The following is a 26,780-nucleotide window of genomic DNA, read 5'->3' as shown; positions in this document are numbered from 1 at the left end:
GGCAGGGGAATCCCGCTAAGAGCTACGCTTGGACCGAAGCCACGCTTGGACCAGGTGACGGGACGGCCGATCAACGGTCGCCTGTGACGGGCTAACCCCCGCGACCAGAACAGAAACGGGCGATTGCATGATGTCGTTGACGGGGAAGCCCCGACGTAAGTCGGTGCGGAAAACCATCGTCCTAGTCACTGCCGGTCTGGGTGTCGTCCTGAGCGGGGCTGCCCAGGCGCAGCAGATCGTCGTCCAGGGCAACCAGCGCGTCGATGCCGACACGATCCGGTCCTACGTGACCGGGACGGCGTCCGGCTCCGCCGAGGAGGCCCGCCGCAACCTGCTCGCGAGCGGGATGTTCTCCGACGTGAAGGTCGCCCAGTCGGGTGGCCGCACGGTGGTGACGGTCCGCGAGAACAACCTGATCAACCGCGTCGTCTTCGAGGGCAACAAGAAGATCGAGAAGGCCACCCTGGAGGGCGTGGTCGAGGCCAAGGCCCGCGGGCCGTACAGCGAGGCGATCATCAACGCCGACCTCGCGCGCATCCGCGACGTCTACAAGCGCTTCGGCCGCGGCACCGCCAAGGTGACCTACCGGACGGTCGACCTGCCCAACGGCCGCGTCGACGTGATCTACCAGATCGACGAGGGCGATAAGACCGGCATCATCTCGATCAACTTCGTCGGCAACAACGCCTACTCGGAGCGGACGCTGAAGGGGCTGATGAGCTCCTCGGAGATGAACTTCCTGTCGTTCATCAAGACCTCCGACGTCTACGATCCCGACCGCATCACCAACGACCTCGACCAGGTCCGCCGCTACTACCTGAAGAACGGCTACGCCGACTTCCAGGTGGTCAGCGCCGACGCGCGCTACGTCGAGGGCGACAAGTCCGGCTACGTCATCACCATCACGGTGAACGAGGGCGAGCAGTACAAGGTCGGCGCCGTCCAGGTGGATTCGCGCCTGCCGGGCCTCGACACCACGAAGCTCGACAGCGACATCGCCACCTCGGTGGGCGACATCTACAACGCCGACGACGTCGAGAAGACGCTCAACAACGTCACCCGCGAGGTCAACCGCGCCGGCTACCCGTTCGCGCAGGTCCGCCCGACCGGCCAGCGCGACCCGGCGAGCCACCAGGTCTCCCTGGGCTTCGTGGTCGAGGACGGCCCGCACGTCTACGTCGAGCGCATCAACATCCGCGGCAACACCCGCACCCGCGACTACGTCATCCGCCGCGAGCTCGATATCGCGGAGGGCGACGCCTACAACCGCGTGCTGACCGACCGCGCCGAGCGCCGCCTGAACGGCCTGGGCTTCTTCAAGAAGGTCCGCTTCTCCAACGAGCCGGGCTCGGCCCCGGACCGCGTGGTCATCAACATCGACGTCGAGGATCAGCCCACGGGTTCGTTCTCGGTGGCGGGCGGCTACTCCACCCAGGACGGCATCATCGGCGAGGTCTCGGTCTCCGAGTCGAACTTCCTCGGTCGCGGCCAGTACGTCCGCCTCGCCGGCACGGGTGGCCAGTACTCGCGCGGCGTCGACTTCTCGTTCACCGAGCCGTACTTCCTCGGGTACCGCCTCGCGGCGGGCTTCGATGCCTTCTACAAGTACTCCGACCTGACCCGGTACTCGCGCTACGAGACCACGGTGTACGGCGGCCAGCTGCGCCTCGGCCTGCCGATCACCGAGGAATTCGGCATCACGCTGCGCTACTCGCTGTACAACACCGAGCTGAAGGTGCCGAACACCCTCAAGCGGCCGTACAACGACTGCTCGATCCCGATCCCGGGCTACACCGCCACCTACGCGGCGGGCACGATCGACCCGAACACGGGCCGGAACATCGGCGGCCAGTCGATCTACCCGAACTGCGCGTATGACGGCGAGGCCTCGATCGCCATCAAGGGCTCGCAGGGCAACACGCTCACGTCGCTGGCCGGCCTGACGCTCGCCTACTCGACCCTCGACGTGATCGGCGCGCCCCGCAACGGCCTCTACGCCGAGCTGAAGCCCGACGTCGCCGGCCTGGGCGGCGACTCGAAGTTCTTCCGCGTGACCGCCGACGCGCGGTACTACAAGGAGATCTTCGAGGACGTGGTCGGCTTCATCCGCTTCCAGGGCGGCCACATCTCGTCGCTCAACAACGACCCGCTGCGGGTGACCGACCAGTTCTTCCTCGGCCCGTCGCTGGTCCGCGGCTTCGCGCCGAACGGCATCGGCCCGCGCGACGTCGGCATCGCCGACGCCCGCTCGAACGCGATCGGCGGTTCCACCTACATCGGCGGCACCCTCGAAGTGCAGTTCCCGCTGCCCCTCGTTCCGCGCGATCTGGGCCTGAAGGGCGCGCTCTTCGCCGACGCCGGCACGCTGTTCGGCTATCACGGCCAGCGCAACTTCAACGTGAACGGCGACGCCTTCATCAACGGTGTCTCGCCGACGACCGGGAAGTGCAACTTCAACGCCTTCACGATCGGCGTGGAGCCGGAATGCGTGAACGTCCGCGATACGGCGGCGATCCGCTCCTCGATCGGCGCGTCCATCCTGTGGAACTCGCCGCTCGGCCCGATCCGGTTCGACTACGCCTACGCGCTGTCGAAGGACGAGGGTCAGAAGGTGTTCGTCCCGATCCTCGGCAAGTACGGCCATATCGGCGCGGATCAGGTCCAGGCGTTCCGCTTCTCCGGCGGCTCGCGCTTCTGATAAAAATCCCGCGCGCCGGCCGGATTGTTCCGGCCGGCGCGTTGTCGAACATGTCAGATCCCGTTTTCTTCACCGCCGCCGCCACAGGCCTCACCCTGGCCGAGATCGCGGCGGCCGCCGGCACCGGCCTCCCCGAGGGGGCGGACCCGGATCGCCGGTTCAGCGGCGCGGCCTCCCTGGAGAGCGCCGGCCCGGACCACCTCGCCTACATGGACAACGCCCGCTACGGCGACGCCCTCGCGGCGACGCGGGCGGGCGCGTGCCTCGTCTCGCCCCGCTTCGCGGCGCGCTGTCCCGCCGGCACGGTCGCCCTCGTCAGCCGCGACCCCTACCGCGCTTACGCCGCGCTGCTCGGCCGCCTGCATCCGGACGCCCTGCGTCCCGGCTCGCAATTCGCCGTCCGCGGCGTCGCCCCCGGCGCCCACGTCCATCCCGAGGCCCGTCTCGAGGACGGCGTCACGGTCGATCCCGGCGCGGTGATCGGGCCGGGCGCCGAGATCGGCGCCGGAACGGTGGTCGGACCCAACGCCGTGATCGGACCGGGCGTCCGGATCGGGCGCGACTGCGCGATCGGCGCCGGCACGACCCTGAGCCACGCCCTCCTCGGAAACCGGGTGATCGTCCATCCCGGGGCGCGGCTCGGGCAGGACGGGTTCGGCTTCGCCATGGGCGCCACCCATCTCAAGGTCCCGCAGGTCGGGCGCGTCATCGTGCAGGACGACGTCGAGATCGGCGCCAACACCACGGTCGACCGCGGCGCCTCGCGCGACACGGTGATCGGGGAGGGCACCAAGATCGACAACCTCGTGCAGATCGCCCACAACGTCGTGATCGGGCGCCACTGCGTCATCGTGTCGGGGGTCGGCATCTCCGGCTCGACCACGCTGGAGGACTACGTCGTCCTGGGCGGGCAGGTCGGCGTCGTCGGCCACCTGCGCATCGGCCGCGGCTCGCAGATCGCCGGCTCGTCCAACGTCAACCGCGACGTGCCGCCGGGAAGCCGCTGGGGCGGGACGCCCGCCAAGCCGGTGCGGGCGTGGTTCCGCGAGCTGACGACGCTCGCGCGTCTCGCCGAACGCTCGGGCAAGGACCAAGCGGGAGACGACGCCTGACCGGGAAGGCCTTGCGCTTCCGGCGATTTCTTCCGAAGAGGGCGGTCGGCGCGCCGGAGGCGGCCGGATTGCGGGCCGCCGAAGGCGGCAAGTCGAGGTGCGGATTTCGATGAGTGAGGCGGCGCGCGAGACCGGCACCGAGCTGGGCACAGCCGACATCCAGACGCTGCTGGAGCTGCTGCCGCACCGCTACCCGTTCCTGATGGTGGACCGCATCGTCGAGATCGACCGGGACGAATCCTGCGTCGGCATCAAGAACGTCACGGCCAACGAGCCGCAGTTCATGGGCCACTTCCCCGACATGCCGGTCTTCCCGGGCGTGCTCCTGATCGAGGGCATGGCGCAGACGGCGGGCGCCATCTGCTGCCGCCACATCCGGGCGGACGGGCGGAACACCAAGCAGGTGTTCTTCATGACCATCGACAAGTGCAAGTTCCGCAAGCCCGTCACCCCCGGCGACCAGGTGCGCTTCCACATGACGAAGCTGAACCAGCGCCGGACCATGTGGTGGTTCCGCGGCGAGGCCCGGGTCGACGGCACGCTGGTCGCCGAGGCCGAGATCAGCGCCATGCTGGTGACGGAGTGACCGCGCCCGCCATCCACCCGAGCGCCGTGATCGAGTCCGGCGCCCGGATCGGCGACGGGGCGCGGATCGGCCCCTTCTGCCATGTCGGGCCCGAGGTCGTGCTCGGCGCGGATTGCGAGCTCATCAGCCACGTGGTCCTCGCGGGCCGGACCACGATCGGCCCCCGCACCCGGATCTTCCCCTTCGCGTCGATCGGCCACCAGCCGCAGGACCTGAAGTACCGGGGCGAGGCCTCGACCCTGACGATCGGCGCCGATTGCCTGATCCGCGAGGGCGTCACCATGAACCCGGGCACGAGCGGCGGCGGCCTGGAGACCCTGGTCGGCGACCACTGCACCTTCCTGGCCAACTCGCATGTCGGCCACGATTGTCGGGTCGGCGCCCACGTGATCTTCTCCAACAACGTCATGCTGGCGGGCCATTGCAGCGTCGGCGACTACGCGATCCTGGGTGGCGGCGCCGCCGTGATCCAGTTCGCGCGGGTCGGCGCGCACGCCTTCGTGGGCGGCCTGTCGGGCCTGGAGAACGACTGCATCCCCTACGGCATGGTGCTCGGCAACCGGGCCTACCTGTCGGGGCTCAACATCATCGGCCTGCAGCGCCGCGGCTTCGCCCGCGAGGACATCCACGCGCTGCGGCGCGCCTACCGCCTGCTCTTCGCCCCAGAGGGCACGCTGATGGAGCGGGTGGAGGACGTGGCCGCGACCTTCGAATCCCACGCGGCGGTCGCCGAGATCCTCGACTTCATCCGCCTCGGCGGCAAGCGCTCGATCTGCACGCCGCGCGAGGTTCCGACCCCGATCAGCGCCGCCTGAGCGGCCGGGCCGTGACCGAGGCCGATCCCGCCCCCGAGGGGGCCCTGGTCCTGATCGCGGGGGCGGGGCGCCTGCCCGAACTCGTCGCCGAGTCGCTCCGCCGGGCGCGCCGGCCCTTCCGGGTCATCGCCCTGCGCGGCTTCACCGGGCCGGCCCTGCGCGCCGGCGCCGACGCGACGGTCGATCTCCTCGATCTCGCGGCCACCCTGAAGCTGCTGCGGCGCTGGGGTCCGGCGACCGTGGTGCCGGCGGGCGGCGTCTCCCGCCCGAGCCCGGCCGCGATCCTCAACGCCGGCGCCGCCCTGCGCAACCGCGAGGCCCTGCGGGCGATCGCCGGCGGCGGGGACGACCGCCTGCTGCGGGCCGCCGTCGCGCTGGTCGAGGAGGAGGGACACCGCGTCGTCGGCGTCCACGAGGCCGCGCCGGACCTGCTCTGCCCAGACGGCCCCCTCGGGCGCCGGGCCCCGGACGCCGAGGCCGCCGCCTCGATCCGCACCGGGCGCGGCGTCCTGGACGCCCTCTCGCCCTACGATCTGGGGCAGGCGGTGGTTCTGGCCGGCGACCGGATCCTCGCGGTGGAAGGGCCGGAGGGCACGGACCGCATGCTCGCCCGGGCGCGGGCCCTGGGGCGCCGCCCCTTCGGGTTCGGCCGGGCAATGCCCTCCACCGTGCTGGTGAAGGCCCCGAAGGTCGGCCAGGACCGCCGCATCGATCTTCCGGCGATCGGCGCGCGGACCGTGCGCAACGCCGCCCGGGCGGGCTGCGTCGGCCTCGCCCTGGAGGCGGGCGGGACCCTGGTCATCGACCGGGCGGCCACGGCCGCGGAGGCCGATCGCCTCGGCCTCTTCGTGGTCGGGTACGGAGGCGCGCCGTGACCGGCCGGCCCCGGACGATCTGGCTCGTCGCCGGCGAGGATTCCGGCGACCAGCTCGGCGCCAAGCTGATGCGTGCCCTGCGCGAGGCCGCGCCCGACACCGTCTTCGGCGGCGTCGGCGGCGAGGCCATGGCGGAGGCGGGGTTCGCGTCGCTGTTCCCGCTCGATGACGTGGCGGTGATGGGCTACCTGCCGGTTCTCGCCCGCGCCCGGACGCTGCTCCGCCGCATCCGCGAGACGGTGTCGGCGACGATCCGCGCCCGGCCGGACGTGCTGGTGATCATCGACAGCCCGGGCTTCACCCACGCGGTGGCCCGGCGGGTGCGCAGGGCGGCCCCCGGCATCCCGATCATCGACTACGTGTCGCCGAGCGTCTGGGCGTGGCGGCCCTGGCGGGCGAAGGGCATGCGTCCGTTCATCGACCACGTCCTGGCCCTGCTCCCCTTCGAGCCCGACGCGCATCTGCGGCTCGGCGGCCCCCCCTGCACCTATGTCGGGCACCCGCTGATCGAGCGCCTCCCGGAGCTGCGCCCCGGCGCGGACGAGCGGGGGCGGCGCGACGCCGTGCCCTACAGCCTCGTGGTCCTGCCGGGCTCCCGTCGGTCCGAGATCGAGCGGCTGATGCCGGTCTTCGGCGCGGCCCTGGCACGCGTGGCCGAGGGCCTCGCGGTCGAGGCGGTGCTGCCCGCCGTGACCCGGCACAGGGCCCTGATCGAGCGGCTTTCGGCCGACTGGGCGGTGCCGGTCCGCATCGTGACCGGCGAGGCGCCGAAATACGCCGCCTTCCGGGAGGCCCGGGCGGCGCTCGCCGCCTCCGGCACGGTCACGCTGGAGCTGGCGCTCGCCGGCGTGCCGATGGTCGTCGCCTACAAGGTCTCGCGGGCGGAGGAGTTCATCGCCCGCCGGCTGATCCAGGTCCCGAGCATCGTGCTGCCGAACCTGATCCTCGCCGAGAACGCGATGCCGGAATTCGTCCAGGCCGACTGCACCCCGGAGCGCCTCGCGGGCGCCCTGCGGCCACTCCTGGCCGGCGGTGCCGACCGCGACGTCCAGCTCGCCGCCCTCGGCCGCATCGACGGGCGGATGCGGCTCGCCGCGGCGGACACGCCGAGCCGCGCGGCGGCGCGGATCGTCCTGCGCGCGGCCGAGGGGCGGGGGCCGGGTCCGGCGGCGTGACGGTCCCCCTCAGCCGGCGCGGCGGCCGCAGCGGATGTAGGTCGAGGTCCCGCGGCTGCTCGACCAGGTCAGATGCTCGCCGTCCACCTGCAGGCGGACCTGCGACGACCAGCGGCGGCCGCGATCGCTGCACTCGGCGGCGGTGACCCAGGCGGCGCCGCTCCGCCGCATGTCGTGGAAGAGGCAGAGCGTGCGGCCCGCGCGGGCGCGGTCCTGCGTGATCGTGGCCGGGATGTAGCCGCGGCGCCGCGACCGGGCCCCGCAGGCCTCGGGTGTCGGGCCCCAGACGCCGACGTACTCGGCCGCGGCCGACGCGACGGCCGGAGCGGGGACCGGAGCCGGCACCGGCCGGGCGTTCGCGACCGCGGGCGCCGCCGCGCGGTCTGCGGGCCGGCGGCGCCGCCGCGGCGGCCATGGCGGTCTGGCCGGGCGTCTCGGCCGGGGGCGCGGGCTGGTCGGGCTCGTCGAGCATCACCACGCGGCGCGCGGCGCGCGGACCGGCGGAGCTCCCAGCGGACGGGCCCGCTTCCGGCATGGACGGGCGGAACGGCAGGTCCTCGGTCAGGTAGGCGGCGCTGTAGGCGAACAGGCCCACCCAGCCGAGGATGAGGAGCGTCGGCAGGGCGAAGCGACGCCAGGAGCCGGCACGCGCCCCGTCGCCCGGATCCGCCAGCACGACCGCCCCCATGGTCCGCCCCCTTCTCGTCCGATCAGCGGCCGAAGATGCCCTTCAGGAACTGCGCCGTGCGGTTGCGCTTGCGCTTGCGCTCCAGCTCCGACGCGTCCTTGAGCCACGCCACCTGCACCACGCGCCGCTCGCCCTCGAAGGGCTCGTGGCCGTGCCAGGAATTGTCCGCCCGCAGGAAGGCGAACATCGTGCCCATGGTCGGCGGGACTTCCACCGCGAAGGGCTCGTAGTTGCGGCCGTCGTACAGCACCCGCAGGCGGCCGGCCGCGGGGGCGTCCCAGGCATCGTTCATGTAGACGAGCAGGGTCAGCACCTTCGACGGGCCGTCGGTGTGGATCGAGCCGTATTTCAGCTGGCTGCGGCGCATGATGGTCGTCAGCCGCGGGCACGAGACGAGGTCGATGCCGAATTTCTCGCCGAGGATCTCCGAGAAGGCGTCGCTCTCCAGCTCGTCGATCAGCGCCTTGAACCGGCCCTTGAGGGCGACCTCGTCCACCGTGAGGTAGCCGGGCTTGGCGATGTCCGGGAAGTCGCGCCGGATGTCGTCGATCGCCTCGGGATTCAGGACGTTGCTGCCGAGCGTGTAGGCGTAGGGCTCGCGGGAGACGGGCGCGGCGCGCACGGCGGAGATGTCGAGGATCGAGAGAGCGGACATCGCTGGGTCCCTTGGCTCCGGCGCCGGTCGGCCGGCACGCGGGGCGCCGGAGACGCGTGCCGGGGGGGCCGGTCCAGCCGTCGTGCCGGGGCCGCCCGCGCAGGCGTCCACGATCACAAATCTAAAGCGGCTTTCGGCAATCCCGGAATCTCCTAATCCGCCGATTGCGGCGGTCCGACGGCGAAAGCGGCCCGGTGGCGCATTCCGGTGACAGTCTCGGACGGCCTGCTTGTGCAGGATGGCGCCAGACCCGCGGGCTTTCTTCCCGGGTGCGTACCGGAACCCGTGCCCGATGAGGCCGTTGGCCCTCGCTCTGCTGTTCGCCCACCTCGCCGCCGTCGCGACCGGGGTCGAGGCCCGCGCCCAGACGCGGCCGCCGCGCGGCTCGATGACGGCCCGCATGACCTGCTCCGAGGCGATGGCCCTGGTGAAGAACGAGGGCGACGTGATCATCGCCGCCGGGACGGCGCCGGAGCGCTTCGTCAGCAATCCCGGGCAGTGCAGCGGCTCGGAGATCGCCGAACTGCGCTTCGCCCCCACGCGCGACAACCCGCAATGCCCGATCGGCTACCATTGCCGCGAGCCCGGCTTCGAGGAGTGGAACTGGTAGCCGCGCTGCCCGCGCCACCCGCGTAAATCGCCGCACCGTCGGAAGGTGACCAAAGTTTCACGCGACAGCGCGGCCAGAGTGCCACTATCTGGCCATCTGCCGGGGCCAAGGCCGCCGGTGGCGTCCCGAGCGGGCGCGCACGGATGGGGGATCGACGCGTGGCAGCACTCAGGACCGGACTGGGCATCCAGGCCGTGCTCACCGCCCTGGCCGCGCTGATCCTGCTGGCGTTCCCCGGAATCCCGAGCCCGCCGCTCTACGTCTCCCTCGCCGGCTTCGCCATGGCGGGCATCCTGATCGCCTCGAACGGCATCTCGGCCTACCTCAAGGTCTTCGTCTCGGTCTACGGCGTCGGCTACCTGCTGCTCGCGGGCTCGAAGACGGTCGCCGCCATGGGGCTGCTGCCGCCGGTGGTCGCGGCCCTGCTCCCGCCGGCCTTCGCCGCCACCGGCGCGGTGGTCTTCGCTGCCATCGTGCTGGGCATCTCGCATCTCGAGCCGATCCGCGCGATCACCAACATCGCCGACCCGTACTTCGCCAACCGCGACAAGCCGACCAAGGAGATCGGCCTGTTCCGCTGGTTCGGCACCACCGAGGGCCGGATCGGCCGCAACCTCGTGGCGCTGTCCATCTTCGTGAATTTCGCCGACGTGGCGCTGACGCTGCGGTTCAACTTCTTCTACCGCGACATCTACAACTCGCTCCAGGAATACGACGCGAACGCGTTCTGGTACCAGCTGCTCTGGGTGTTCGTGCCGCTGGCCACGCTGAACATCGCCATCGGTATGTTCGACCTGTTCGTGGATTCCTCGCTGCTGATCCGCTGGCGCACGTGGCTGACCCACAGCCTGTACGAGCGCTGGCTCGGCAACGGCACGCACTACCGCATCCCGTTCACCGACGAGGAGGCGGACAACCCGGATCAGCGCATCCAGGCCGACGTCAACAGCTTCATCGTGCAGACCACGACGCTGTCGATCCGGCTGCTCAGCCAGGCCGCGCAGCTCGTCTCGTTCATCGTGATCCTCTGGACCCTGTCGCGCGACTTCGTCGTGCCGTTCACCGACACGGTGATCCCGGGCTTCCTGGTCTGGCTGGTGATCGCCTACGCGGTGGTCGGCACGTGGCTCACCCACCTGATCGGCCGGCCGCTCATCGGGCTGGACTTCCGGCAGGAGCAGGTCGAGGCGAATTTCCGCTTCGCGCTGGCCCGGAACCGCATCTACTCGGAGCAGATCGCCCTGCTGCGCGGCGAGCGCGCGGAGGCCTCGCGGCTCTCGAGCCTGTTCCACAGCGTGATCGACAACTACGTCGGGATCATCTTCCGCCGCATCAAGCTGATCGCCTTCACGTTCAGCTACCGGCAGGCGAGCGTGATCTTCCCGATGGTGCTGGCGGCCCCGTCCTTCTTCGCCAAGAAGATCACGCTGGGCGCGCTGCAGCAGACCTCCCAGGCGTTCGGCCAGGTGCAGAGCTCGCTGTCGTTCTTCGTCGATTCGTACACGACGCTGGCGGCCTACAAGGCCAACACCATCCGTCTCGGCTCCTTCCGCCGGGCCATGACCAAGGCCGAGGCGCTGGAGGCGGCGGGCTACGGCCTCGTCCAGGGCAACGACAGCGCCGGCGACGTCACCGCGCGCGACCTGGTCCTCGCCCTTCCGAACGGGAAGCCGATCGTCACCGCCGACGCGCTGACCCTGCCGCGCGGCGGCGCGACCCTGGTCACGGGTCCCTCCGGCTCGGGCAAGTCGACCCTGTTCCGGGCGATCGCGGGGATCTGGCCCTTCGGCAAGGGCCGGGTCGACGTGCCCGCCGGGCAGTCGGCGCTGCTGCTGCCGCAGCGGCCCTACATCCCGCAGGGCACGCTGCGCGGCGCCGTGGTCTACCCGAACACCACCGACCAGTTCCCGGACGCGGCGATCAGGGACGCCCTGACGGCCGCCCAGCTCGCCCACCTCGTCGACCACCTCGACGAGAGCGACACCTGGGAGCGGCGGCTGTCGGGCGGCGAGCAGCAGCGGCTGGCCATCGCCCGCGCGCTGCTGGCGAAGCCCGAATGGCTGTTCCTCGACGAGGCGACGGCCTCCCTCGACGAGCCTTCCGAGGCGGCCCTCTACCGGATGCTGCGCGAGCGGCTTCCCGGCACGACGATCGTGTCGATCGGCCATCGCTCGACGCTCGACGCCTTCCACGACCGGCGCATCGCGCTCGAGTCGGAGAGCGGCGTGTTCGTCCCGCGCGTGCAGCGGCAGCCGCTGCCGGCAGAGTAGCCGGCGGCACGACCGGCCCTCCCTCCGCCGGGAGGGGAGCCGATGTCCGGCTGCTCAGCCCTGCGGTCTTCCGCCGATCGACGCGGGCGCCGTGCCCTGTCCGTCATCGCGAGCGCGGCGAGGTGATCCAGGGCAGCGCGACATCTCGAAGATTTGGCGCGACCCCGGACCTTTCGCTCTGCTCGCAAGGGCTTCGGTCGTGAGGCTTACGCCGTCCGCAACCCGGCGGCGGCCCGGGCCGCCCGCTCGATCGCCGCCGGGTCGGGGGCGCCGGGCTTCACCACCCAGCTGCCGCCGACGCAGAGCACGGACGGGATCGACAGCCATTCGGGAGCGGTCGCCTCGGTGATCCCGCCCGTGGGGCAGAACCGCACCGCGCCGAACACGGCCGCGTGCGCCTTCAGCGCCTTGATCCCGCCCGCGGCCTCGGCCGGGAAGAACTTGAACCGGTCGAGGCCGTGGTCGAGGCCGCGCATGATGTCGGCCGCCGTGGCCACGCCGGGCAGGTAGGGCACGCCGTTGGCCTTGGCGGCGTCGGTCAGCGGCTCGGTGAGGCCCGGCGAGACGATGAACTCGGCCCCCGCCGCCAGCGCCTTCTCGAGATCGCGCGGGTTGAGCACCGTCCCGGCGCCCACCACCGCGCCCTCGACCCGCGTCATCTCCCGGATGACGTCGAGGGCGGCCGGGGTCCGCAGGGTGACCTCCAGGGCGGTCAGGCCGCCCTTGACCAGGGCCTCGGCGATGGGCCGCGCCTGGGCCGCGTCGTCGATCACCAGGACCGGAATGACGGGCACGGAGCGCATCAGCGCGTCGATGCTGGTCAGATCGTTCATGGTCGGCAACTCCCTCTCGGTTTCAGAGGCCGGCGGCGGCGAGCATCGCCGAGGCGCCCCGCTCCGCCGTGTCGGCCCCCTGGCGCATGAACGCGAACAGCTCCCGCCCGGTGCCCTGCGCGGCCTCCGGCGCCTCGGCCTCGGGGCGCGCCGCGAATTCCGCGTCGTCGACCAGAACCTGCAGCAGCCCGTCGGCGGCGCTGAGGCGGACGATGTCGCCGTCGCGGATCCGCCCGATCGGGCCGCCGCCGAGCGCCTCGGGGCTCAGGTGGATGGCGGCCGGCACCTTGCCCGACGCCCCCGACATGCGCCCGTCGGTCACCAGGGCGACCCGGTGGCCGCGGTCCTGCAGCACGCCCAGCGGCGGGGTCAGCTTGTGCAGCTCGGGCATGCCGTTCGCCTTCGGGCCCTGGAACCGGACCACGACCACGACGTCGCGCTCCAGCTCCCCGGCCTTGAACGCCTTCAGCACCTCGTCCTGGTCGGAGAAGACCCGGGCCGGGGCCTCGATGGTGCGGCGGTGCTCCTCGACGGCGCTGGTCTTGAACGTCGCCCGGCCGAGATTGCCCTTCACGAGCCGCATGCCGCCGTCGGGCTGGAACGGGTTGCCCGGCCGGCGCAGCATCGTGTCGTCCAGGCTCTCCGGCACCGCGTCCTCGAAGACCAGATCCTCGCCGTCGAGTTTCGGGTCGCGGGCGTGGTCGCGCAGCGACTGGCCCGCCACGGTCAGGATGTCGTCGTGCAGGAGGCCCGCGTCGAGCAGCGCCGCCATCACGAAGCTCATGCCGCCCGCGGCGTGGAAGTGGTTCACGTCGCCGGCGCCGTTCGGGTAGACGCGGGCGATCAGCGGCACGGCGCTGGAGAGCCGGTCGATATCCTCCCAGTCGATCACGATGCCGGCGGCGCGCGCGATGGCCGGCAGGTGGATCGCGTGGTTGGTCGAGCCGCCCGTGGCGAGGAGGCCGACCGCGGCGTTGACGATCGCCTTCTCGTCGACGCAGAGGCCGAGGGGGCGGTAGTCGTTGCCGGCGCCGCCGATCTCGGTGAGGCGGTGGATCGCCGCCCGGGTCACGGCCTGGCGCAGCTTGGTGCCCGGGTTGATGAAGGACGCGCCCGGCATGTGCAGGCCCATCATGTCCATCATCATCTGGTTGGAGTTGGCGGTGCCGTAGAACGTGCAGGTCCCGGCCGCGTGGTAGGAGGCGGACTCGGATTCGAGCAGTTCCGCCCGGCCGACCTTGCCCTCGGCGTAGAGCTGGCGGATCCGCTGCTTCTCCTTGTTGGCGAGGCCCGAGGGCATGGGACCGGCCGGGATCAGGATCGTCGGCAGGTGGCCGAAGCGGAGCGCCCCGATGAGCAGGCCCGGCACGATCTTGTCGCAGATGCCGAGGAGCGCCGCCCCGTCGAACATGCCGTGGCTCAGCGCCACCGCGGTGGAGAGCGCGATCGTGTCCCGGGAGAACAGCGACAGCTCCATGCCGCTCTGGCCCTGGGTGACGCCGTCGCACATGGCCGGCGTACCGCCCGCGACCTGCGCGGTGGCGCCGCGCTCCCGGGCGAACAGCTTGATCTGCTCCGGGTAGCGCCCGTAGGGCTGATGGGCCGAGAGCATGTCGTTGTAGGCGGTGACGATGCCGATGTTCATCACCGTCCGCTCGTCGCGGATCGCCGCCTTGTCCTCGCCGGAGGCCGCGAAGCCGTGGGCGAGGTTGCCGCAGGCGAGCTTGCCGCGCCGGACCCCCGCCTCGCGCTCGCGGGCGATCAGGTCGAGATAGGCGCGCCGGGTCTCGCGGGAGCGCGCCACGACGCGCTCGGTGACCGCCGCGACCTCGGGATGAAGCTCGGTCATGCTCGTTCCTCCAGGCTCGGTGCCGACGGGCGCGCGGCCGGGGCCGCGAGTCGGGATCGGCCGCGCGGCCGCGTCGTCGGTGGCCGGTATCTAAGGGGGTGCGCCGCGGGATGTAACCCGGGGCGAGCGCCGGCGACGCCATGCGGTCTGCCCGCCGGCTCGGGAAACCCCGAGTTCAGGGCAGCGAACGCTCACGCCCTCGATCGATGCCGCCGGCCTCGTCGTGACGAGCGGAGCGAAGTGACACAGGGCAGCGCGACCCTGGATCGCTTCGCTGCGCTCGCGAAGCCGGTGGGTCCACGCCCCTGCGCGGACGCCCGACGTCGGCAGGTCTCGAAGCGTTCCTCCGAGGCCTGCCTCAGCGAGGGGTTGAACCTCAGGGGCGCAGCGCGTCCCTGGACTCAATACTCCCAGAAGATGCGCTGCAGCTCCTTGGTGTCGCTGGTCTTGGTGAGCGCCACGGCCGCCAGGATCTTGGCCTTGGCGGGGTTGAGGTCGTGGGCGACCACCCAGTCGTACTTGTCGTCGGGCTGCTCGGCGTTGCGCAGGACGAAGCCGTCCGGCACCCGCGACGAGCGGATCACGATGGCGCCCTTGGAGCGGATGTCCTTCAGCTTGTCGACGAGGTAGCCGGGCACCGAGCCGTTGCCGGTGCCGGCGTTGACGATCGCCTTCGCGCCCGCCTGGAGCTCGGCGTCGTAGACCCCCGGGATCATGTTGCCCGAGCCGTAGACGATGCCGACCAGCGGCAGGCTGTCGATCTGGTCGATGTCGAACTCGGAGCTCATGTTGTGCCGCTTCGTCAGCGAGCGGAAGAAGTAGGTCTTGCCCTCGACCACCATGCCGAGCGGCCCCCACTGGCTGTAGAAGGCGCTGGGCACGATGTTGGTCCGCTTGTTCACGTCGCGGCCGCACTGGATGTAGTCGTTCATCGTCACGGTGACGCCCTGGCCGATCGCCTCCTTGCTGGCGGCGACCGTGACGGCGTCGAGCAGGTTGAGGGCGCCGTCGGCCGAGATCGCCGTGCCCGGCCGCATCGAGCCGACCACCACGATCGGCTTGTCGCTCTTCACCACGAGGTCGAGGAAGAACGCGGTCTCCTCCAGCGTGTCGGTCCCGTGCGTGACGACGACGCCGTCGACGTCGTCCTGCTTCAGGAGCTGGGACACGCGCTTGCCGAGCTGGACGAGCTGGGCGTCGGTGAAGCTCTCGGAGGCGATCTGGAAGACCTGCTCGCCGCGGACGTTGGCGATGGTGTTCACCTGCGGCACGGCCGCGATCAGCTTGTCGACCGGCACCTTGGCGGCCGTGTAGGTGGCGCTGTTGGCGGCGTCGGCGCCGGCGCCGGCGATCGTCCCGCCGGTGGCGAGGATCACGACGTTCGGCTTCTTCGCTGCGGCGGCTGCGCCGGCCTCGGGCATCTCGCGGGCGACGAGGGGCGCCGCCCCGAATCCGCTGGCCAGGGCCAGGGCGAAGACCGCTCCGCGCAGGGGAAGAGCCGCGCCGCTTCGGCAGGAGAACATCGGAGATCCTCGACGGTTGACGGGAGAGCGAGTGGGACTCGCCGCGGGGATGGTAGCCGCGCCTCCGGCCGAGGCAAGGATCATGCAGGGCGCCGACGCGCAGGGCGCGACGGATCGTTACGCAAGCTCGGGCGTTGATGGCGGTTGCTGTCCGCTCGGAGGTAGAAGCCATGCTGCATCTCGCCGGCCTGCTCGAGGAACTCGAGCGGAGCGAGCCCGCGCGGGCCGCGATGTCGATCCTCGAGACGTCCCTCGCGCGCCGCTCGACGGAGGAGCAGGGGGCGTTCTGGCGCGCCGTCGACATCTACTACGTCTCGCGGAAGGCCCCGCCGGAGGCGACTGTGCCGGGCGAAGTCGTGCCGGGTGAAGTCGTGCCGAGTCAGGCCGCGCCGGAGCTGGCCGCCGCGTCCTGAGCGCGGCCTCGGGACCCGATCGCGGCGCTCAGGCGCTCGCCGGCACGGCCGGCGGCATGCCGGCGCCGCTCTCGGGCTCGCTGCCCGCGCGCTCCGCGTCGCGGGTCTCGGGCATCAGCGCGAGGTAGAGGACGAAGCCGAGCGCCGCGATCGCCGCCAGCGCCAGGAAGGCGGTGGCGTAGCCCGCCGACACGATGATCACGCCGGCGAGCGTCGCGCTCAGGGAGGCACCGATGCCCTGGGCCGTCGCCACGGCGCCCTGGGCGGCGTTGAACCGGCCGCCGCCGCGGGTCAGGTCCGCGACCACGATCGGGAACAGCGCGCCGTAGACGCCGGCGCCGATTCCGTCGAGGAGCTGGACGCCCACCAGCCAGAACGGGTTGTCCGACAGCGTGTAGAGGACGCCGCGCAGCGCCAGGATGCCGAAGGCGGTGAGGAAGATCGGCTTGCGCCCGATCACGTCGGCCTTCGCGCCCACGAAGATCGCCACCGGCACCATCACGCACTGCGCCGCCACGATGCAGACCGCGATCAGCGAGGTCGCGTGGTCCTTGCCCGAGACGTGCGTCAGGAGCTGGCCCACCGAGGTCAGCATCGCCGCGTTGGCGAGGTGGAAGATCGCGCAGAGCACCGCGAAGATCAGGAGCGCCCGGTTCTGCAGCAGGGTGGCGAGGCCGGAGGGCTTCTCCTGCGCCTGCTCCTCGTCCTCGGTCATGCCCCGGGCGAGGTCGTTGTCGATGGCGTCGGCCGGCACCATCAGCATGGCGCCGATCGACAGCGCCGCCAGGATGCCCATGAGCCAGAACACCACCACCGGTCCGAAGAAGTAGGCGAGTCCGCCCGCTACGGCGGCCGAGACCGCGTTGCCGGCGTGGTTGAAGCCCTCGTTCCGGCCGATCCGCTTGGCGAACATCTTCGGCCCGACGAGGCCCAGCGTGATCGCGGCCAGCGCCGGCGGGAAGATCGTCCCGGCGACGTGGGCGATCGATTGGGTGGCGGTGACGAGGTAGAAGTTCGTGATGAACGGCAGGACGAGGCAGCTGGCCGTCACCGCGATGGCGCCGCCGATCACCACCGCGCGCTTGTGGTTGGTGGCGTCGATCAGCGCGCCGGCGGGCGTCTGCGCCACGAGGCCGAGAATGCCCGCGATCGTCATCACGAGGCCGGTCGTGGCCTCGTTCCAGCCCTGGTCCGGGCCGCGCACGGCGATCAGGTAGATGGCGAGGTAGGGGCCGAGGCCGTCGCGCACGTCGGCCAGGAAGAAGTTGAGCGCGTCAAGGCCGCGCAGGGCCTTGGCCGAGGGCGTCCGGCTGCCGGCGCCGCGGGCGCCCGTCTCGATGCTGTTCATCCTGCCGCGATCCCCCGACCGACGGACGGCGCGGCTCCGATCCGGGCCGCGCCGTCGCACGCGGGGCTCGACGCCCGCGCGCGCCATCGGTTCCCGCGCCGCCGGGACCTCACGCGGGATGTGAACGATTCTCCGGCCCGATGGGCCTCAGGCCGGGTCGGTGCCCGCCGAAGCGTCGGGATTTCCGACAGCATCTGTCGTCTCTTCCGACAGATCGATCCCCGGCGCGGCGAGGCCGTAGCGCTCGATCTTGGCGTAGAGGAGCTGCCGCTGGATGCCGAGCCGGCGGGCGGCCCGGGCGCGGTTGCCGTCGGCCTCGCGGAGCGCGGCGGCGATCATGGTCCGCTCCAGGTGGGCCACGGCGCCGGGCAGGTCGCCGGCGAGCCCGTCCGTCACCGCGTCGTCGCCGCGCCGCTCGGGCCGCGCGGCCGGCAGATCGATGGCCTCGGCCGCGATCACGCCGCCGCGCACCAGCACGGCGGCCCGCTCCACGACGTTGCGCAGCTCGCGGACGTTGCCGGGCCACTCGTAGGCGAGCAGGCGCGAGGCGGCACCGCCGCTCAGGCGCTTGCCGGAGGGGACCAGGAAGTGCTCGGCGAGCGGCACGATGTCGGCCAGCCGCTCGCGCAGGGGCGGCAGGGCGATCGGCACGACGTTCAGCCGGTAGTACAGGTCGGCGCGGAACGTGCCCTCGGCGACCAGCGCCGGCAGGTCGCGATGCGTCGCCGCCACGAGCCGGACATCGACCCGGGCGGACCGGCCACCCAGCGGGGTGACGACGCAGTCCTGGATCACCCGCAGGATCTTGGCCTGCATCGCCGCCGGCATGTCGCCGATCTCGTCCAGGAACAGGGTGCCGCCCTCGGCCTCGTGGAAGGCGCCGGCGCGGTCCGAGGCCGCCCCGGCGAAGGCGCCCCGGACATGGCCGAAGAGCTCGCTCTCCAGCGCGTCGGCGGGGATCGCCGCGCAGTTCACCGGGATGAACGGCCGCGCGCGGCGCCGCGAGAAGGCGTGGAGGGCCCGGGCGACCTCCTCCTTGCCGGTGCCGGTCTCGCCCTGGATCAGGATCGTGGAGGCGCTGTCGGCGACGAGGCCGATGGTCTTCTGGACCTTCCGCATGCCCGCGCTCGACCCGATCAGGACCGGGTGGCCCGGCGGCGGGGCGGCGCTGCCGGGATCGCAGCGGGCGTCGCGCAGCATCGCGTCGAGGGCGGCGGCGAGATCGGCCCGGCCGATCGGCTTGGTCAGGTGGTCGTGCGCCCCCAGGCGCATCGCCTCGATGGTGTTGGCCGGGCTCGCGAAGGCCGTCAGCACCGTCACGGGGGGCGGCTCCGGCAGGGCGCGGATCCGCTCGAGCGTGGCCATGCCGTCGAGGGCGCCGGGCATGCGCAGGTCGAGGAGCACCGCCGCCACCGGACCCTCGGCCAGCCGCGCCAGGGCCTCCGAGCCGGAGGCGACCGGGAGCGCGGTGTGCCCGAGATCGGTCACCGTCTCGGCGAGCCCGTCGCGCAGGGCTCTGTCGTCGTCGACGATCAGGATGGTTGCCATGGCAGGTCCAGGACAAAGGTGGTCTCCGGAGCGCCCTCGACCAGCCTCGCCTCGCCCCGATGGGCCAGGGCGATCTCGCGCACGATCGCGAGCCCGAGGCCGGTCCCGTCGGGCCGGCCGGTGACGAACGGCTCGAACAGGCCGGCGCGGATCACCGGATCGACGCCGGCGCCGGTATCGGCGACGCTGAGGCGCAGCCGCAGCGCGCCGTCGACCGTCGCCCGCTCGGCACCGAGGCGGATCCGGCCGCCCGGCGGCGCGTGCTGCAGGGCGTTCAGCAGCAGGTTGTCGACGGCCCGGGCGATCTGCGCCCGGTCGAGATGCGGATGGTCCGTGGCGGGCAGCCCGTCGGCGGCGACCGCGATCCGGACCGACCGCGCGCTCGCCAGCTCCTCGTGCAGGTGCGCGCACTCGGCCAGGAGCGGCTCTACCGGCGTGGGCATCCGGTTGAGCGGCCGCGCCTGGGTCAGGTTGAGGAGGTCGCGCAGCAGCGTGTCGACCCGGGCGATCTGGCCGAGCACCGCCTCGAGGGCGGCAGCGGTCCGGTGGGGATCGCCGCTGACCAGGGCGTTCTCGGCTTTCAGGCGCATCGCCGCGATGGGATTGCGGATCTCGTGGGCGACGCTCGCCGCCAGCCGGCCGACGGCGGCCAGTCGCTCGGTCGCCACGATGCGCGCCTGAGCCTCCCGCAGCCGCCCGCCGGCGGCGTTCAGGGCGTCCACCAGCCGGTCGAGTTCGCGCTCGCCGGTGCGGTCGAGATGGGGCAGATCCTGGCCGTCCGGGCGCGGCGCGGCGAGCGCGGCCTCCAGCCGGGCGATCCGCCCTGAGAACCCGTACAGGAACCAGCTCAGGAACGCGGCCGATCCGAGCACCGTCACGGCCAGGAAGCCGAGGCCCGCGAGGAAGCGCGTGTAGGTGGGGCCGTCGTTGACGTGCGCGCGCGTCATCGACCACGCGGTCAGGCCGGCCTCCGGCCCGTGAAGGGGGCAGGCCTGGAGCATCAGGACCTGGGTCCGGCTCGGCCGGCGCTCCGAGACCGCGTGGTCGACCCGCAGCGCCTGCGCGTTCAGCGCCGCGATGGCGTCGCGCTCGGCCGCCGGAAAGTCGGTCTTCGGCCCGGATCCCTCGTAGGTCGGATAGGCGTAGGCCACGGATCCGCGGGCGGCGCTCCAGATCCCGCCCTCGAGGCCCGGGAAGCGCGCCAGCGCGGTCGACAGGGTGCCGACCAGGTCGGCCTCTGCGCTACCCTTGCCGCGGGCCCGGACCAGGGCGGCGTACCGGTCGATGATCTCGCGGCAGGCCCGCCCGACCGCGAGGTCGGCCTGCGCCACCTGGACACCCGTCGACTGGTCGTAGACGCCGAGCATCAGGTAGGCGGTCGCGGCCGCGGAGGCGAGCAGCAGGACCCAGAGCGCGAGCAGCCGGGCGCGCAGGCTGTAGGCCGTCACGGCGGTGTCCGACCCGGCATGGCGCTGGCTCCTGCGGCGGCGTCGCGCCCGGACCCCGTTCCTACGCCAAGGCCCGGCCCCGTGACCACTCGACGACGCGAGGACGGCGCGCAGGATCGCGATGACGGAGCACCGCGCGCGGGCGATCCCGGGCCAGGCCCGGGACCGCCAGGAGAGGTGCGCCGCGTCCGGTGCTCCTCTCGGACAGAAAGACAGTCAGTCGTCGGCGTGGGCGCGCCCGCTCACTTGCGGTTCGTGATGAGGCTGTCGACGTTCTTGTTGGCTTCCTTATTCTCCTTCCGCTGCATCACCACCTCGTGCTTGGTGTCCTTCATCGACATCTCGTCGCGCTTGCCCTGGGGCATCTCCTTCGGGGCCGCCAGGGCCGGCGTGACCGACCAGAGACAGGCCAGGCAAAGTGCAGCGCGCGCCGTAGTCTTGAACATGATGCCTCCTCCATTCAATTGACAGTGCGAGACGTCTTGGAGATATCGCCGGTTCCACTTGCGCGGATCACGGACGTGCGATCCGGTCCGCCGCGTGGATGGTGCCGTCTCACGGCGGACCCGACGGGTTGATCGGCAGGGCGTCGCTCCCGAGCTGCACGCAGGTCAGCATCGCCACGTAGGAGGGGGCGCCGCCGATCTGGCTCTCCGCAGCGCAGGTCCGGCGCTCCGCCACGTCGAACGTCGGCCAGCGCTTGATCAGGGTGCGCCGCGCGGCGGCCTCGTCGGACAGGCAACCCCGGTAGCTCGCCCGATCGACGGCGTTGGATCCCGCCCGGTGCTCCGGCGCGCAGATCGCCCGGATGTTGAAGTGCGGAACGCCCGCCGTCCGGGCGGAGGCCGCCGGGGTTCCGCCGAGGAGCAGCTCGAGTCCCAGGATGGTCGAGATCCAGAATCGCCGCACGGAGCCCTCCCTTGTGCGCGCCGACCGGGCCGCGCCCGAGATCCGTCGGGCGCGGCCGTCCTCGGCGGTCGGTCACTTGCTGGTCTTGGCGCCCGCGGTCGTACCGGTGGCCTGCGGCGCGCCCTTGTCGGCCGTGGCGGCGGTCGCCTTCTGGGGCACCGCGATCGCGTCGATCACGTCGAAGCGCATGTTGTCCTGGGCCGACTTCAGGGCGGCGTTCGCCTCGTAATACTTGCCCTGATTGATCAGCGTCGCCGCCTGATCGACGTCGGTGATGGTCTTTTTCAGGGGCAGGACCGCCATGGTGAAGTTGACGTCGACGTGGGCGAGCTTGAGCTTCTCCAGGGCGCCCTTCTGGTCGCCCTGGGCGAGGTTCTTGTTCGCCTCGGTCACCGCGGAGGCCTTGGCGGGCGTGGCCACGAAGTCGTCGCCGAGGGTCAGCTGCGCGTCGACCGGAACCCAGGCCACCTGCTCCTTGGAGGCCGCCTTGGTATCAGCCTTGGCGTCGGTCTTGTCGCTCGGCGCGGTCGCCTTGTGGGCGGCCATGTCGGCGGGCGACTTGAGATCGGCCTCGGCCTTGGTGAACACCGCGTCGTCGGTCTTGGCCTTCGCGAAGGCGGCCTGCGCCTTGGCGATCATGTCCTTGGCCTGACTCGGGTTGGCCTCGAAGATCGCGAGCCGGGTGAGCTGAAGATCTCTGAAGCCCTGCGCGCCGTCCTTCGAGAGCTTGCCGACATCCTTGTCGACCGCCGCCTGGCTCGCGCTGATCTGCGTGCCGTTGTTCTGGACGGCCTGCTCCGCCGCGTAGGCAGTTCCACCGAGGATTGTGGTGAGCACGAGAGCCGCAGCCATAGATTTGCGATAGGACATGATAATATCTCCCTCTGGTGCCGGAGATAAGGCCTTCATCTGCATTGGCCTCATTCATTCCGTGTTCAGATAATAGATCAGCCATCATTTGGTCGCATGACCGAAGGATTAAAAAACGGCAATGCGCCGGGCGCTGGCCGTGGGGGCTCGGCGCGGCGGGAAGCGGCCGGCGCGCGCGTTCAGCAGCGCCAGCAGGGCCGGTGCCATGAGGCCGTGCGCGTCGGGGCGTCGGGGCAGGCGCGGCGGGTGCCGCCCAGGACGGCCCCGGGGCGGCGCATCAGCGTGCAGCTCGCGCCGATGCGCGCGCCGTGACGCCGTTGATCTCCGCTCCGGCGCGATAGTCGGCGTCCACCGGCTCCCCGGCGTCGAGGGAGGCGCCCGCGCCGGCCGTGTCGATCCGGGTCCGGCGCGCGAAGATCCGCTCCGCGGCCGGGCTGCGGGCGCGCGCCCGGCCGCGGAGGAACCGGATCCTCACGCGCTCTCCGCGAGGTCCGATTGCCGCTCGAACAGGGCGCGGTAGGCCCCGTCCGGGCGGCGCATCAGGGCGGCGTGCGACCCGTCCTCGACGACGCGGCCGCGGTCGAAGACGAGGATGCGGTCGAGGGCCCGCACCGTCGACAGCCGGTGAGCGATGACGATGGCGGTGCGCCCGCGCATCAGCCGCGCCATGGCCTCCTGCACCAGCGCCTCCGATTCCGAATCCAGGCTGGATGTCGCCTCGTCGAGGATCAGGATCGGCGCGTCCGCCAGGAAGGCGCGGGCCAGCGCTACCCGCTGGCGCTCGCCGCCCGACAGCTTGACGCCGCGCTCGCCCACCGGCGTGGCGTAGCCCTTCGGCAGCCGCGCGATGAAGTCGTGCGCGTTGGCGAGGCGCGCCGCCCGCTCGATCTCCCGGGCCGAGGCGCCGGGCCGGGCGTAGGCGATGTTCTCGGCCAGGGAGCGGTGGAACAGCACCGGTTCCTGGGGCACGATGGCGACCTGCGCCCGCAGGCTCGCCTGGCTCGCCGACGCCACGTCCTGTCCGTCGATCGTCACGCGCCCGCCCGACACGTCGTAGAGCCGCTGGATCAGCTTGACGAAGGTCGTCTTGCCGGAGCCCGAGCGCCCCACCAGTCCGACCCGCTGGCCGGCCGGAATCGCGACGGTCAGCCCGTCGTAGAGGGGCCGCGTGTGGTCGCCGTAGTGGAAGCGCACGGCCTCGAAGCGGATCGCCCCGCCCGCGACCGCGAGTGGAACCGCGCCGGGGCGGTCCGCGACGCCGACGGGTTCGGCCTCCAGGGCGACCAGCTCCTCCATCTCGTTGATGGCCCGCTGCAGGTGGTTGATGTGGCCGCCGATGTCGCGGAGGTAGCCGTGCACCACGAAGGTCGAGGTCAGGACGTAGGCGACGTCGCCCGGGCTCGCCCGCTCCCGCCACCACAGCCACAGGGCGATGGCGACGATGACGGTGCGCAGGACGAGCAGCAGCCCGAGCTGGCCGGTGCCGCCCCAGGTGACGATCATCCACGTGCGCCGGGTCCGCCGCTGCCACTTCCCCAGCAGCCGGCCGAGCCGCGCCTCCTCCCGCGTCTCCGCGCCGAAGGCCTTGACGACGGCGTTGTTGCCGATCGCGTCGCTCAGCGCGCCGCCGAGGCGGGTGTCGAGGGCGTTCGACAGGGCGGCCGCGGGCGCGATGACGCGGGTCGCGAGGAGGACGGTCGCGCCGATATAGGCGCCCGCGCCGATCGCGACCGTCGCGCCGAGGGCCGGCCAGTGCAGGCCGAGCACGAGGGCCGTGCCCACCAGGACGACGAGCGCGGGCAGGAGCGACAGCAGCAGCGTGTCGTTGAGCCCGTCGATCGCCCACATGCCGCGGGAGATCTTCCGGACGGTCGAGCCCGAGAAGGTGTTGGCGTGCCACTCGGTCGAGAAGCGCTGGACGCGGGCGAAGCCGTTGCGGACGATATCGCTCATGGTGTGCAGGGAGAGCGGCACCACCAGGCTCCAGGCGACGTGCCGCAGCAGCACGGTGGCGAGGCCGAGCCCGGTCATCGCCAGGAAGGCCGGCCAGGCCGCGTCCAGCGCGGCGCCGCGCTCGCTCCCGGAGAGCGCGTCGACCAAGCGGCCCGCGTAGAGCGGCAGCAGCACTTCCGCCAGGGTGGCGAGCGTGATCGCGCCGGTGAGACCCGCGACGAGGGGCCAGCGCGCGCGCCAGCTGCGGACGACGTAGGTCAGGACGCGACGGACCGCGTCCGCCTTCCGGGGTGACGACAGAGACATGCAAGTGCCCGACGCAGGGACAGCGTCGGCTCCGGGTGACGCGGGCGTCCCATCGCGAACGATGCGCGCCGGCGAAATCAGACGGGACTGGGTTCAGAGGCGCCGGGCCACGGGGCCGGGCGGGAGCGGGAGGCGGCTAGCCGATCCGCGCGGGGGCGCCGACCCGTCCTGCTCCGAGGGTCGAGAACTTGGCGATCATGCAGCCCCCTCCCTGATGCGAGCGCGACAGGCCTTTGAGGCTAGGAGGGGCCGAATTGATTCGCAATGCCCATAGCGACGCTTCGGGCCTTCGCGATAGGCCGCGTCTGACCGCCGCTTCGGACCGGACTTTCGGCCGCCGCCACCGCCGATCCATGCGCCCGGTTCAATCCTGCGAGGACCGGAAAACGGTCGAGCTTCGTTGAAAAGCTGACGCAACGCGGTGTAAACACTTGGCTGCAAACTTGGCCGTTGTGCGGCGCCTTGGTTGCGCGCCTCTCTCGGATCGCTGTCGCGGATCCGTACATGGAGACCGACGGTGTCGCACTCCCTGGTGAACCGGGACGCGCTCGAGGAACTCACGGCCGTGATCGGCACGGAGAAGCTCGTCCGCATCCTCGACCGATTCGTCGTCAGCCTCACCACCGCCTTCGAGGGGCCGGATCGTGCCAACGACGATTACGGCCGCGAGGCGCACACGCTGGTCTCGATGTCCGGCATGCTCGGATGCGCCGAGCTCTCCCGGGCCTGCCGCGGCCTCGAGGAATCGGCCATGGCGGGCGACGATCTGACCCGATCGCTGGTCGATCTCAGGACCCTGCGCGACCGGACGGTCGCGGCCCTGCGGGACCTGCAGGCGGAGACTCGGCTGAGCGCCTAGCGCCGCGCAGCCGGATCAGGCCGCCACCACCGCGTCGAGGGGAGCCTCGAAGGTCAGCACCGCGCCCTCGCGCGGGTAGCTCATGTGGGCGGTGCCGCCGAAGCAGTGGGCGAGGCTGCGGGCGATGAGCCGCGTGCCGAACCCCGTGCGGGTCGGCGGCGTGACCGGCGGTCCGCCGCTCTCCTCCCAGCGGAACCGGAGGGTCTGGGCGCCGGCCGCCTCGGCCACGTTCCACGTGATGCAGACCCAGCCGGCGGCCACCGACAGCGCGCCGTATTTGGCGGCGTTGGTTCCGAGCTCGTGCAGCATCAGCGCCAGGGTCATGCCGTGCCGCGGGCCGAGCGTCAGGTCGGGGCCGGCGATGCGGAACCGGCCCGCGACGCCGTCCCCGTGGAGCGACACGGCCCCCTCGACCAGGCCGCTCAGGGACGCCCGGGTGAAGGAGCCCTGCAGCAGCACGTCGTGCGCCTTCGCGAGGGCCAGCAGCCGCGCGGCCAGGGCCTCGCCGGCCGCTTCCAGCGACGGCGCGTTGCGCATGGTCTGCGCCGCGACGGCCTGGACCATGGCCATGGTGTTCTTCATCCGATGGGCGAGTTCCTGCATCAGCAGCGTCTGGCGCGCCTCGGACAGCTTCTGGTCGGTGATGTCGCGCGACACTGCCAGGATGCGCTCGGGCCGGTCCGGCGCCGCGCCGATCGGCGTGACGGCCACGTCCCACCAGCGGATCGCGCCGCCGGTCTCCGACTGCGCCTGGAACCGGCTCGGCCGGCCGAGCCGCGCCCGGTCGAGCGCCTCGGCCACCGCCTCGCGGTCCTCGGGGCGCGTCCAGACGTCGATCCACGGCCGGCCGATCGCCTCCGCCTCGTCTCCCGCGGCCGACAGGGCCGGGCCATCCTCGCTGGCGGTGATCAGGCAGCCGTCGCGGTCCAGCAGTTCCAGGTAATCGTTGGGGGCCTGGGGCAGGCCGACCGGGCGTGCGCGGCCGGCAGCGCGCGCCCGGGCCTCGGGCGCGAGCCCGGCCCCTTCGCGGGGCGGCGGCCCGCGGGGCGCCTCGGCCCGTTCGGCCGCCATGCGTCCGGCCTCGACACGGCTCGCCGCCTCGATGATGCGGCCGAGCCGCCGGCTCCGCTGCCGCTCCCAGTCGGCCTGCGCGGTTGCCTGGCTCAGCAGTCGGCGCAGGCGGATGTTCTCCGCCTCGAGCGTCTCGACGCGGCGCTCCGCCCCGTCGGTCCGCGGCCGTACGATGTCCGCTTCCATCGCCCGCCCCCCACGTCGTCGCGACGGGGCGCCCGTGCGCGGCGCGCCGTCGGAGGTCCCCGACCGCGGCGCGGCGACGGATGTCGGAGGCAGGGCCGCACCGGCGGTTCAGACCGCTTCTGGTGCCGGTTCCCCGCCCGCAGCCGAGCGAATCGTTGGATGTGTCACGCTACCATGCCG

Annotated in this window: 24 protein-coding genes; 10 read left to right on the top strand and 14 right to left on the bottom strand. The window is 72.1% G+C overall.

The window, feature by feature from the left end:
• The first annotated feature begins 127 nt into the window (after positions 1–127).
• The 6 genes from bamA (at position 128) to lpxB (ending at position 7,261) form a co-directional block, all read left to right on the top strand.
• On the top strand, positions 128–2,698 hold the full coding sequence (gene bamA, locus BKE41_RS18270) for an outer membrane protein assembly factor BamA (protein ID WP_012320379.1): 2,571 nt from the start codon (positions 128–130) through the stop codon (positions 2,696–2,698).
• Positions 2,699–2,748: 50 nt separating this feature from the next.
• Positions 2,749–3,810, top strand: a complete 1,062-nt coding sequence (gene lpxD, locus BKE41_RS18265; RefSeq protein WP_012320378.1) for a UDP-3-O-(3-hydroxymyristoyl)glucosamine N-acyltransferase — start codon at positions 2,749–2,751, stop codon at positions 3,808–3,810.
• A 109-nt stretch (positions 3,811–3,919) separates the two neighbouring features.
• Positions 3,920–4,396, top strand: coding sequence for a 3-hydroxyacyl-ACP dehydratase FabZ (gene fabZ / locus BKE41_RS18260; RefSeq protein ID WP_012320377.1), 477 nt, complete (start codon positions 3,920–3,922; stop codon positions 4,394–4,396).
• Positions 4,393–5,211, top strand: a complete 819-nt coding sequence (gene lpxA / locus BKE41_RS18255; protein WP_012320376.1) for an acyl-ACP--UDP-N-acetylglucosamine O-acyltransferase — start codon at positions 4,393–4,395, stop codon at positions 5,209–5,211. The genes fabZ and lpxA overlap by 4 nt, the downstream gene beginning before the upstream one ends.
• Before the next feature lie 11 nt (positions 5,212–5,222).
• Positions 5,223–6,086, top strand: coding sequence for a UDP-2,3-diacylglucosamine diphosphatase LpxI (lpxI, locus tag BKE41_RS18250; RefSeq protein WP_012320375.1), 864 nt, complete (start codon positions 5,223–5,225; stop codon positions 6,084–6,086).
• Positions 6,083–7,261, top strand: a complete 1,179-nt coding sequence (gene lpxB / locus BKE41_RS18245) for a lipid-A-disaccharide synthase (RefSeq protein ID WP_012320374.1) — start codon at positions 6,083–6,085, stop codon at positions 7,259–7,261. The genes lpxI and lpxB overlap by 4 nt, the downstream gene beginning before the upstream one ends.
• A gap of 9 nt (positions 7,262–7,270) precedes the next feature.
• Here lpxB and BKE41_RS32195 read toward each other — a convergent pair whose 3' ends face one another.
• The gene (locus BKE41_RS32195) at positions 7,271–7,606 is read right to left on the bottom strand and encodes a hypothetical protein (RefSeq protein ID WP_245295807.1); all 336 of its coding nucleotides are present in this window, start codon (positions 7,604–7,606) and stop codon (positions 7,271–7,273) included.
• Positions 7,607–7,971: 365 nt separating this feature from the next.
• Entirely contained in the window at positions 7,972–8,604 is a 633-nt protein-coding gene (locus BKE41_RS18235) for a 2OG-Fe(II) oxygenase (protein WP_012320372.1), read from the bottom strand.
• Positions 8,605–8,896: 292 nt separating this feature from the next.
• Between BKE41_RS18235 and BKE41_RS18230 the strand changes: the two genes are divergently transcribed.
• Positions 8,897–9,214, top strand: coding sequence for a hypothetical protein (locus BKE41_RS18230; RefSeq protein ID WP_043074150.1), 318 nt, complete (start codon positions 8,897–8,899; stop codon positions 9,212–9,214).
• A 158-nt stretch (positions 9,215–9,372) separates the two neighbouring features.
• Positions 9,373–11,484 (top strand): ABC transporter ATP-binding protein/permease, encoded by a 2,112-nt coding sequence (locus tag BKE41_RS18225; RefSeq protein WP_070999949.1) that lies wholly within the window; start codon positions 9,373–9,375, stop codon positions 11,482–11,484.
• Positions 11,485–11,690: 206 nt separating this feature from the next.
• Here BKE41_RS18225 and eda read toward each other — a convergent pair whose 3' ends face one another.
• From eda to BKE41_RS18210, 3 genes are all read right to left on the bottom strand, one after another.
• Positions 11,691–12,308, bottom strand: a complete 618-nt coding sequence (eda, locus tag BKE41_RS18220; protein WP_024829314.1) for a bifunctional 4-hydroxy-2-oxoglutarate aldolase/2-dehydro-3-deoxy-phosphogluconate aldolase — start codon at positions 12,306–12,308, stop codon at positions 11,691–11,693.
• Positions 12,309–12,339: 31 nt separating this feature from the next.
• Positions 12,340–14,166, bottom strand: a complete 1,827-nt coding sequence (edd, locus tag BKE41_RS18215; protein ID WP_012320368.1) for a phosphogluconate dehydratase — start codon at positions 14,164–14,166, stop codon at positions 12,340–12,342.
• 401 nt (positions 14,167–14,567) lie between these two features.
• A complete protein-coding gene (locus tag BKE41_RS18210; RefSeq protein WP_012320367.1) occupies positions 14,568–15,689 on the bottom strand; it encodes an asparaginase in 1,122 nt (373 codons plus the stop codon).
• Between the two features lie 170 nt (positions 15,690–15,859).
• Here BKE41_RS18210 and BKE41_RS18205 point away from each other — a divergent pair, with 170 nt between their 5' ends.
• Entirely contained in the window at positions 15,860–16,102 is a 243-nt protein-coding gene (locus tag BKE41_RS18205; RefSeq protein ID WP_024829316.1) for a hypothetical protein, read from the top strand.
• Between the two features lie 28 nt (positions 16,103–16,130).
• Here the strand turns inward: BKE41_RS18205 and BKE41_RS18200 are convergent, their stop codons facing one another.
• The 8 genes from BKE41_RS18200 to BKE41_RS18165 form a co-directional block, all read right to left on the bottom strand.
• Positions 16,131–17,450: an MFS transporter gene (locus BKE41_RS18200; protein WP_012320365.1), complete on the bottom strand. Its 1,320-nt coding sequence runs from the start codon at positions 17,448–17,450 to the stop codon at positions 16,131–16,133.
• Positions 17,451–17,597: 147 nt separating this feature from the next.
• Positions 17,598–18,998 (bottom strand): sigma-54 dependent transcriptional regulator, encoded by a 1,401-nt coding sequence (locus tag BKE41_RS18195; RefSeq protein WP_024829318.1) that lies wholly within the window; start codon positions 18,996–18,998, stop codon positions 17,598–17,600.
• Positions 18,983–20,446 carry a HAMP domain-containing sensor histidine kinase gene (locus BKE41_RS18190; protein ID WP_024829319.1) on the bottom strand — a complete coding sequence of 488 codons (1,464 nt, stop codon included), beginning with the start codon at positions 20,444–20,446 and terminating at the stop codon, positions 18,983–18,985. The genes BKE41_RS18195 and BKE41_RS18190 overlap by 16 nt, the downstream gene beginning before the upstream one ends.
• 242 nt (positions 20,447–20,688) lie before the next feature.
• Positions 20,689–20,892, bottom strand: a complete 204-nt coding sequence (locus BKE41_RS18185; protein WP_020093001.1) for a hypothetical protein — start codon at positions 20,890–20,892, stop codon at positions 20,689–20,691.
• Positions 20,893–21,001: 109 nt separating this feature from the next.
• The gene (locus BKE41_RS18180; RefSeq protein WP_012320361.1) at positions 21,002–21,355 is read right to left on the bottom strand and encodes a hypothetical protein; all 354 of its coding nucleotides are present in this window, start codon (positions 21,353–21,355) and stop codon (positions 21,002–21,004) included.
• 72 nt (positions 21,356–21,427) lie between these two features.
• Positions 21,428–22,225: a YfdX family protein gene (locus BKE41_RS18175; protein WP_053620526.1), complete on the bottom strand. Its 798-nt coding sequence runs from the start codon at positions 22,223–22,225 to the stop codon at positions 21,428–21,430.
• A gap of 277 nt (positions 22,226–22,502) precedes the next feature.
• Positions 22,503–22,700, bottom strand: coding sequence for a hypothetical protein (locus BKE41_RS32190; RefSeq protein ID WP_083374382.1), 198 nt, complete (start codon positions 22,698–22,700; stop codon positions 22,503–22,505).
• On the bottom strand, positions 22,697–24,484 hold the full coding sequence (locus tag BKE41_RS18165; RefSeq protein WP_029359222.1) for an ABC transporter ATP-binding protein: 1,788 nt from the start codon (positions 24,482–24,484) through the stop codon (positions 22,697–22,699). The genes BKE41_RS32190 and BKE41_RS18165 overlap by 4 nt, the downstream gene beginning before the upstream one ends.
• Positions 24,485–25,001: 517 nt before the next feature.
• Here BKE41_RS18165 and BKE41_RS18160 point away from each other — a divergent pair.
• On the top strand, positions 25,002–25,343 hold the full coding sequence (locus BKE41_RS18160; protein ID WP_012320358.1) for an Hpt domain-containing protein: 342 nt from the start codon (positions 25,002–25,004) through the stop codon (positions 25,341–25,343).
• A gap of 15 nt (positions 25,344–25,358) precedes the next feature.
• On the opposite strand, the gene BKE41_RS18155 is transcribed toward BKE41_RS18160, so the two are convergent.
• On the bottom strand, positions 25,359–26,600 hold the full coding sequence (locus BKE41_RS18155) for a PAS domain-containing sensor histidine kinase (RefSeq protein WP_012320357.1): 1,242 nt from the start codon (positions 26,598–26,600) through the stop codon (positions 25,359–25,361).
• Positions 26,601–26,780: the final 180 nt, after the last annotated feature.

The sequence above is a fragment of the Methylobacterium sp. C1 genome (assembly GCF_001854385.1).
Taxonomy (GTDB): Bacteria; Pseudomonadota; Alphaproteobacteria; order Rhizobiales; family Beijerinckiaceae; genus Methylobacterium; species Methylobacterium radiotolerans.
This window is presented reverse-complemented; position numbering and strand designations above follow the sequence as displayed.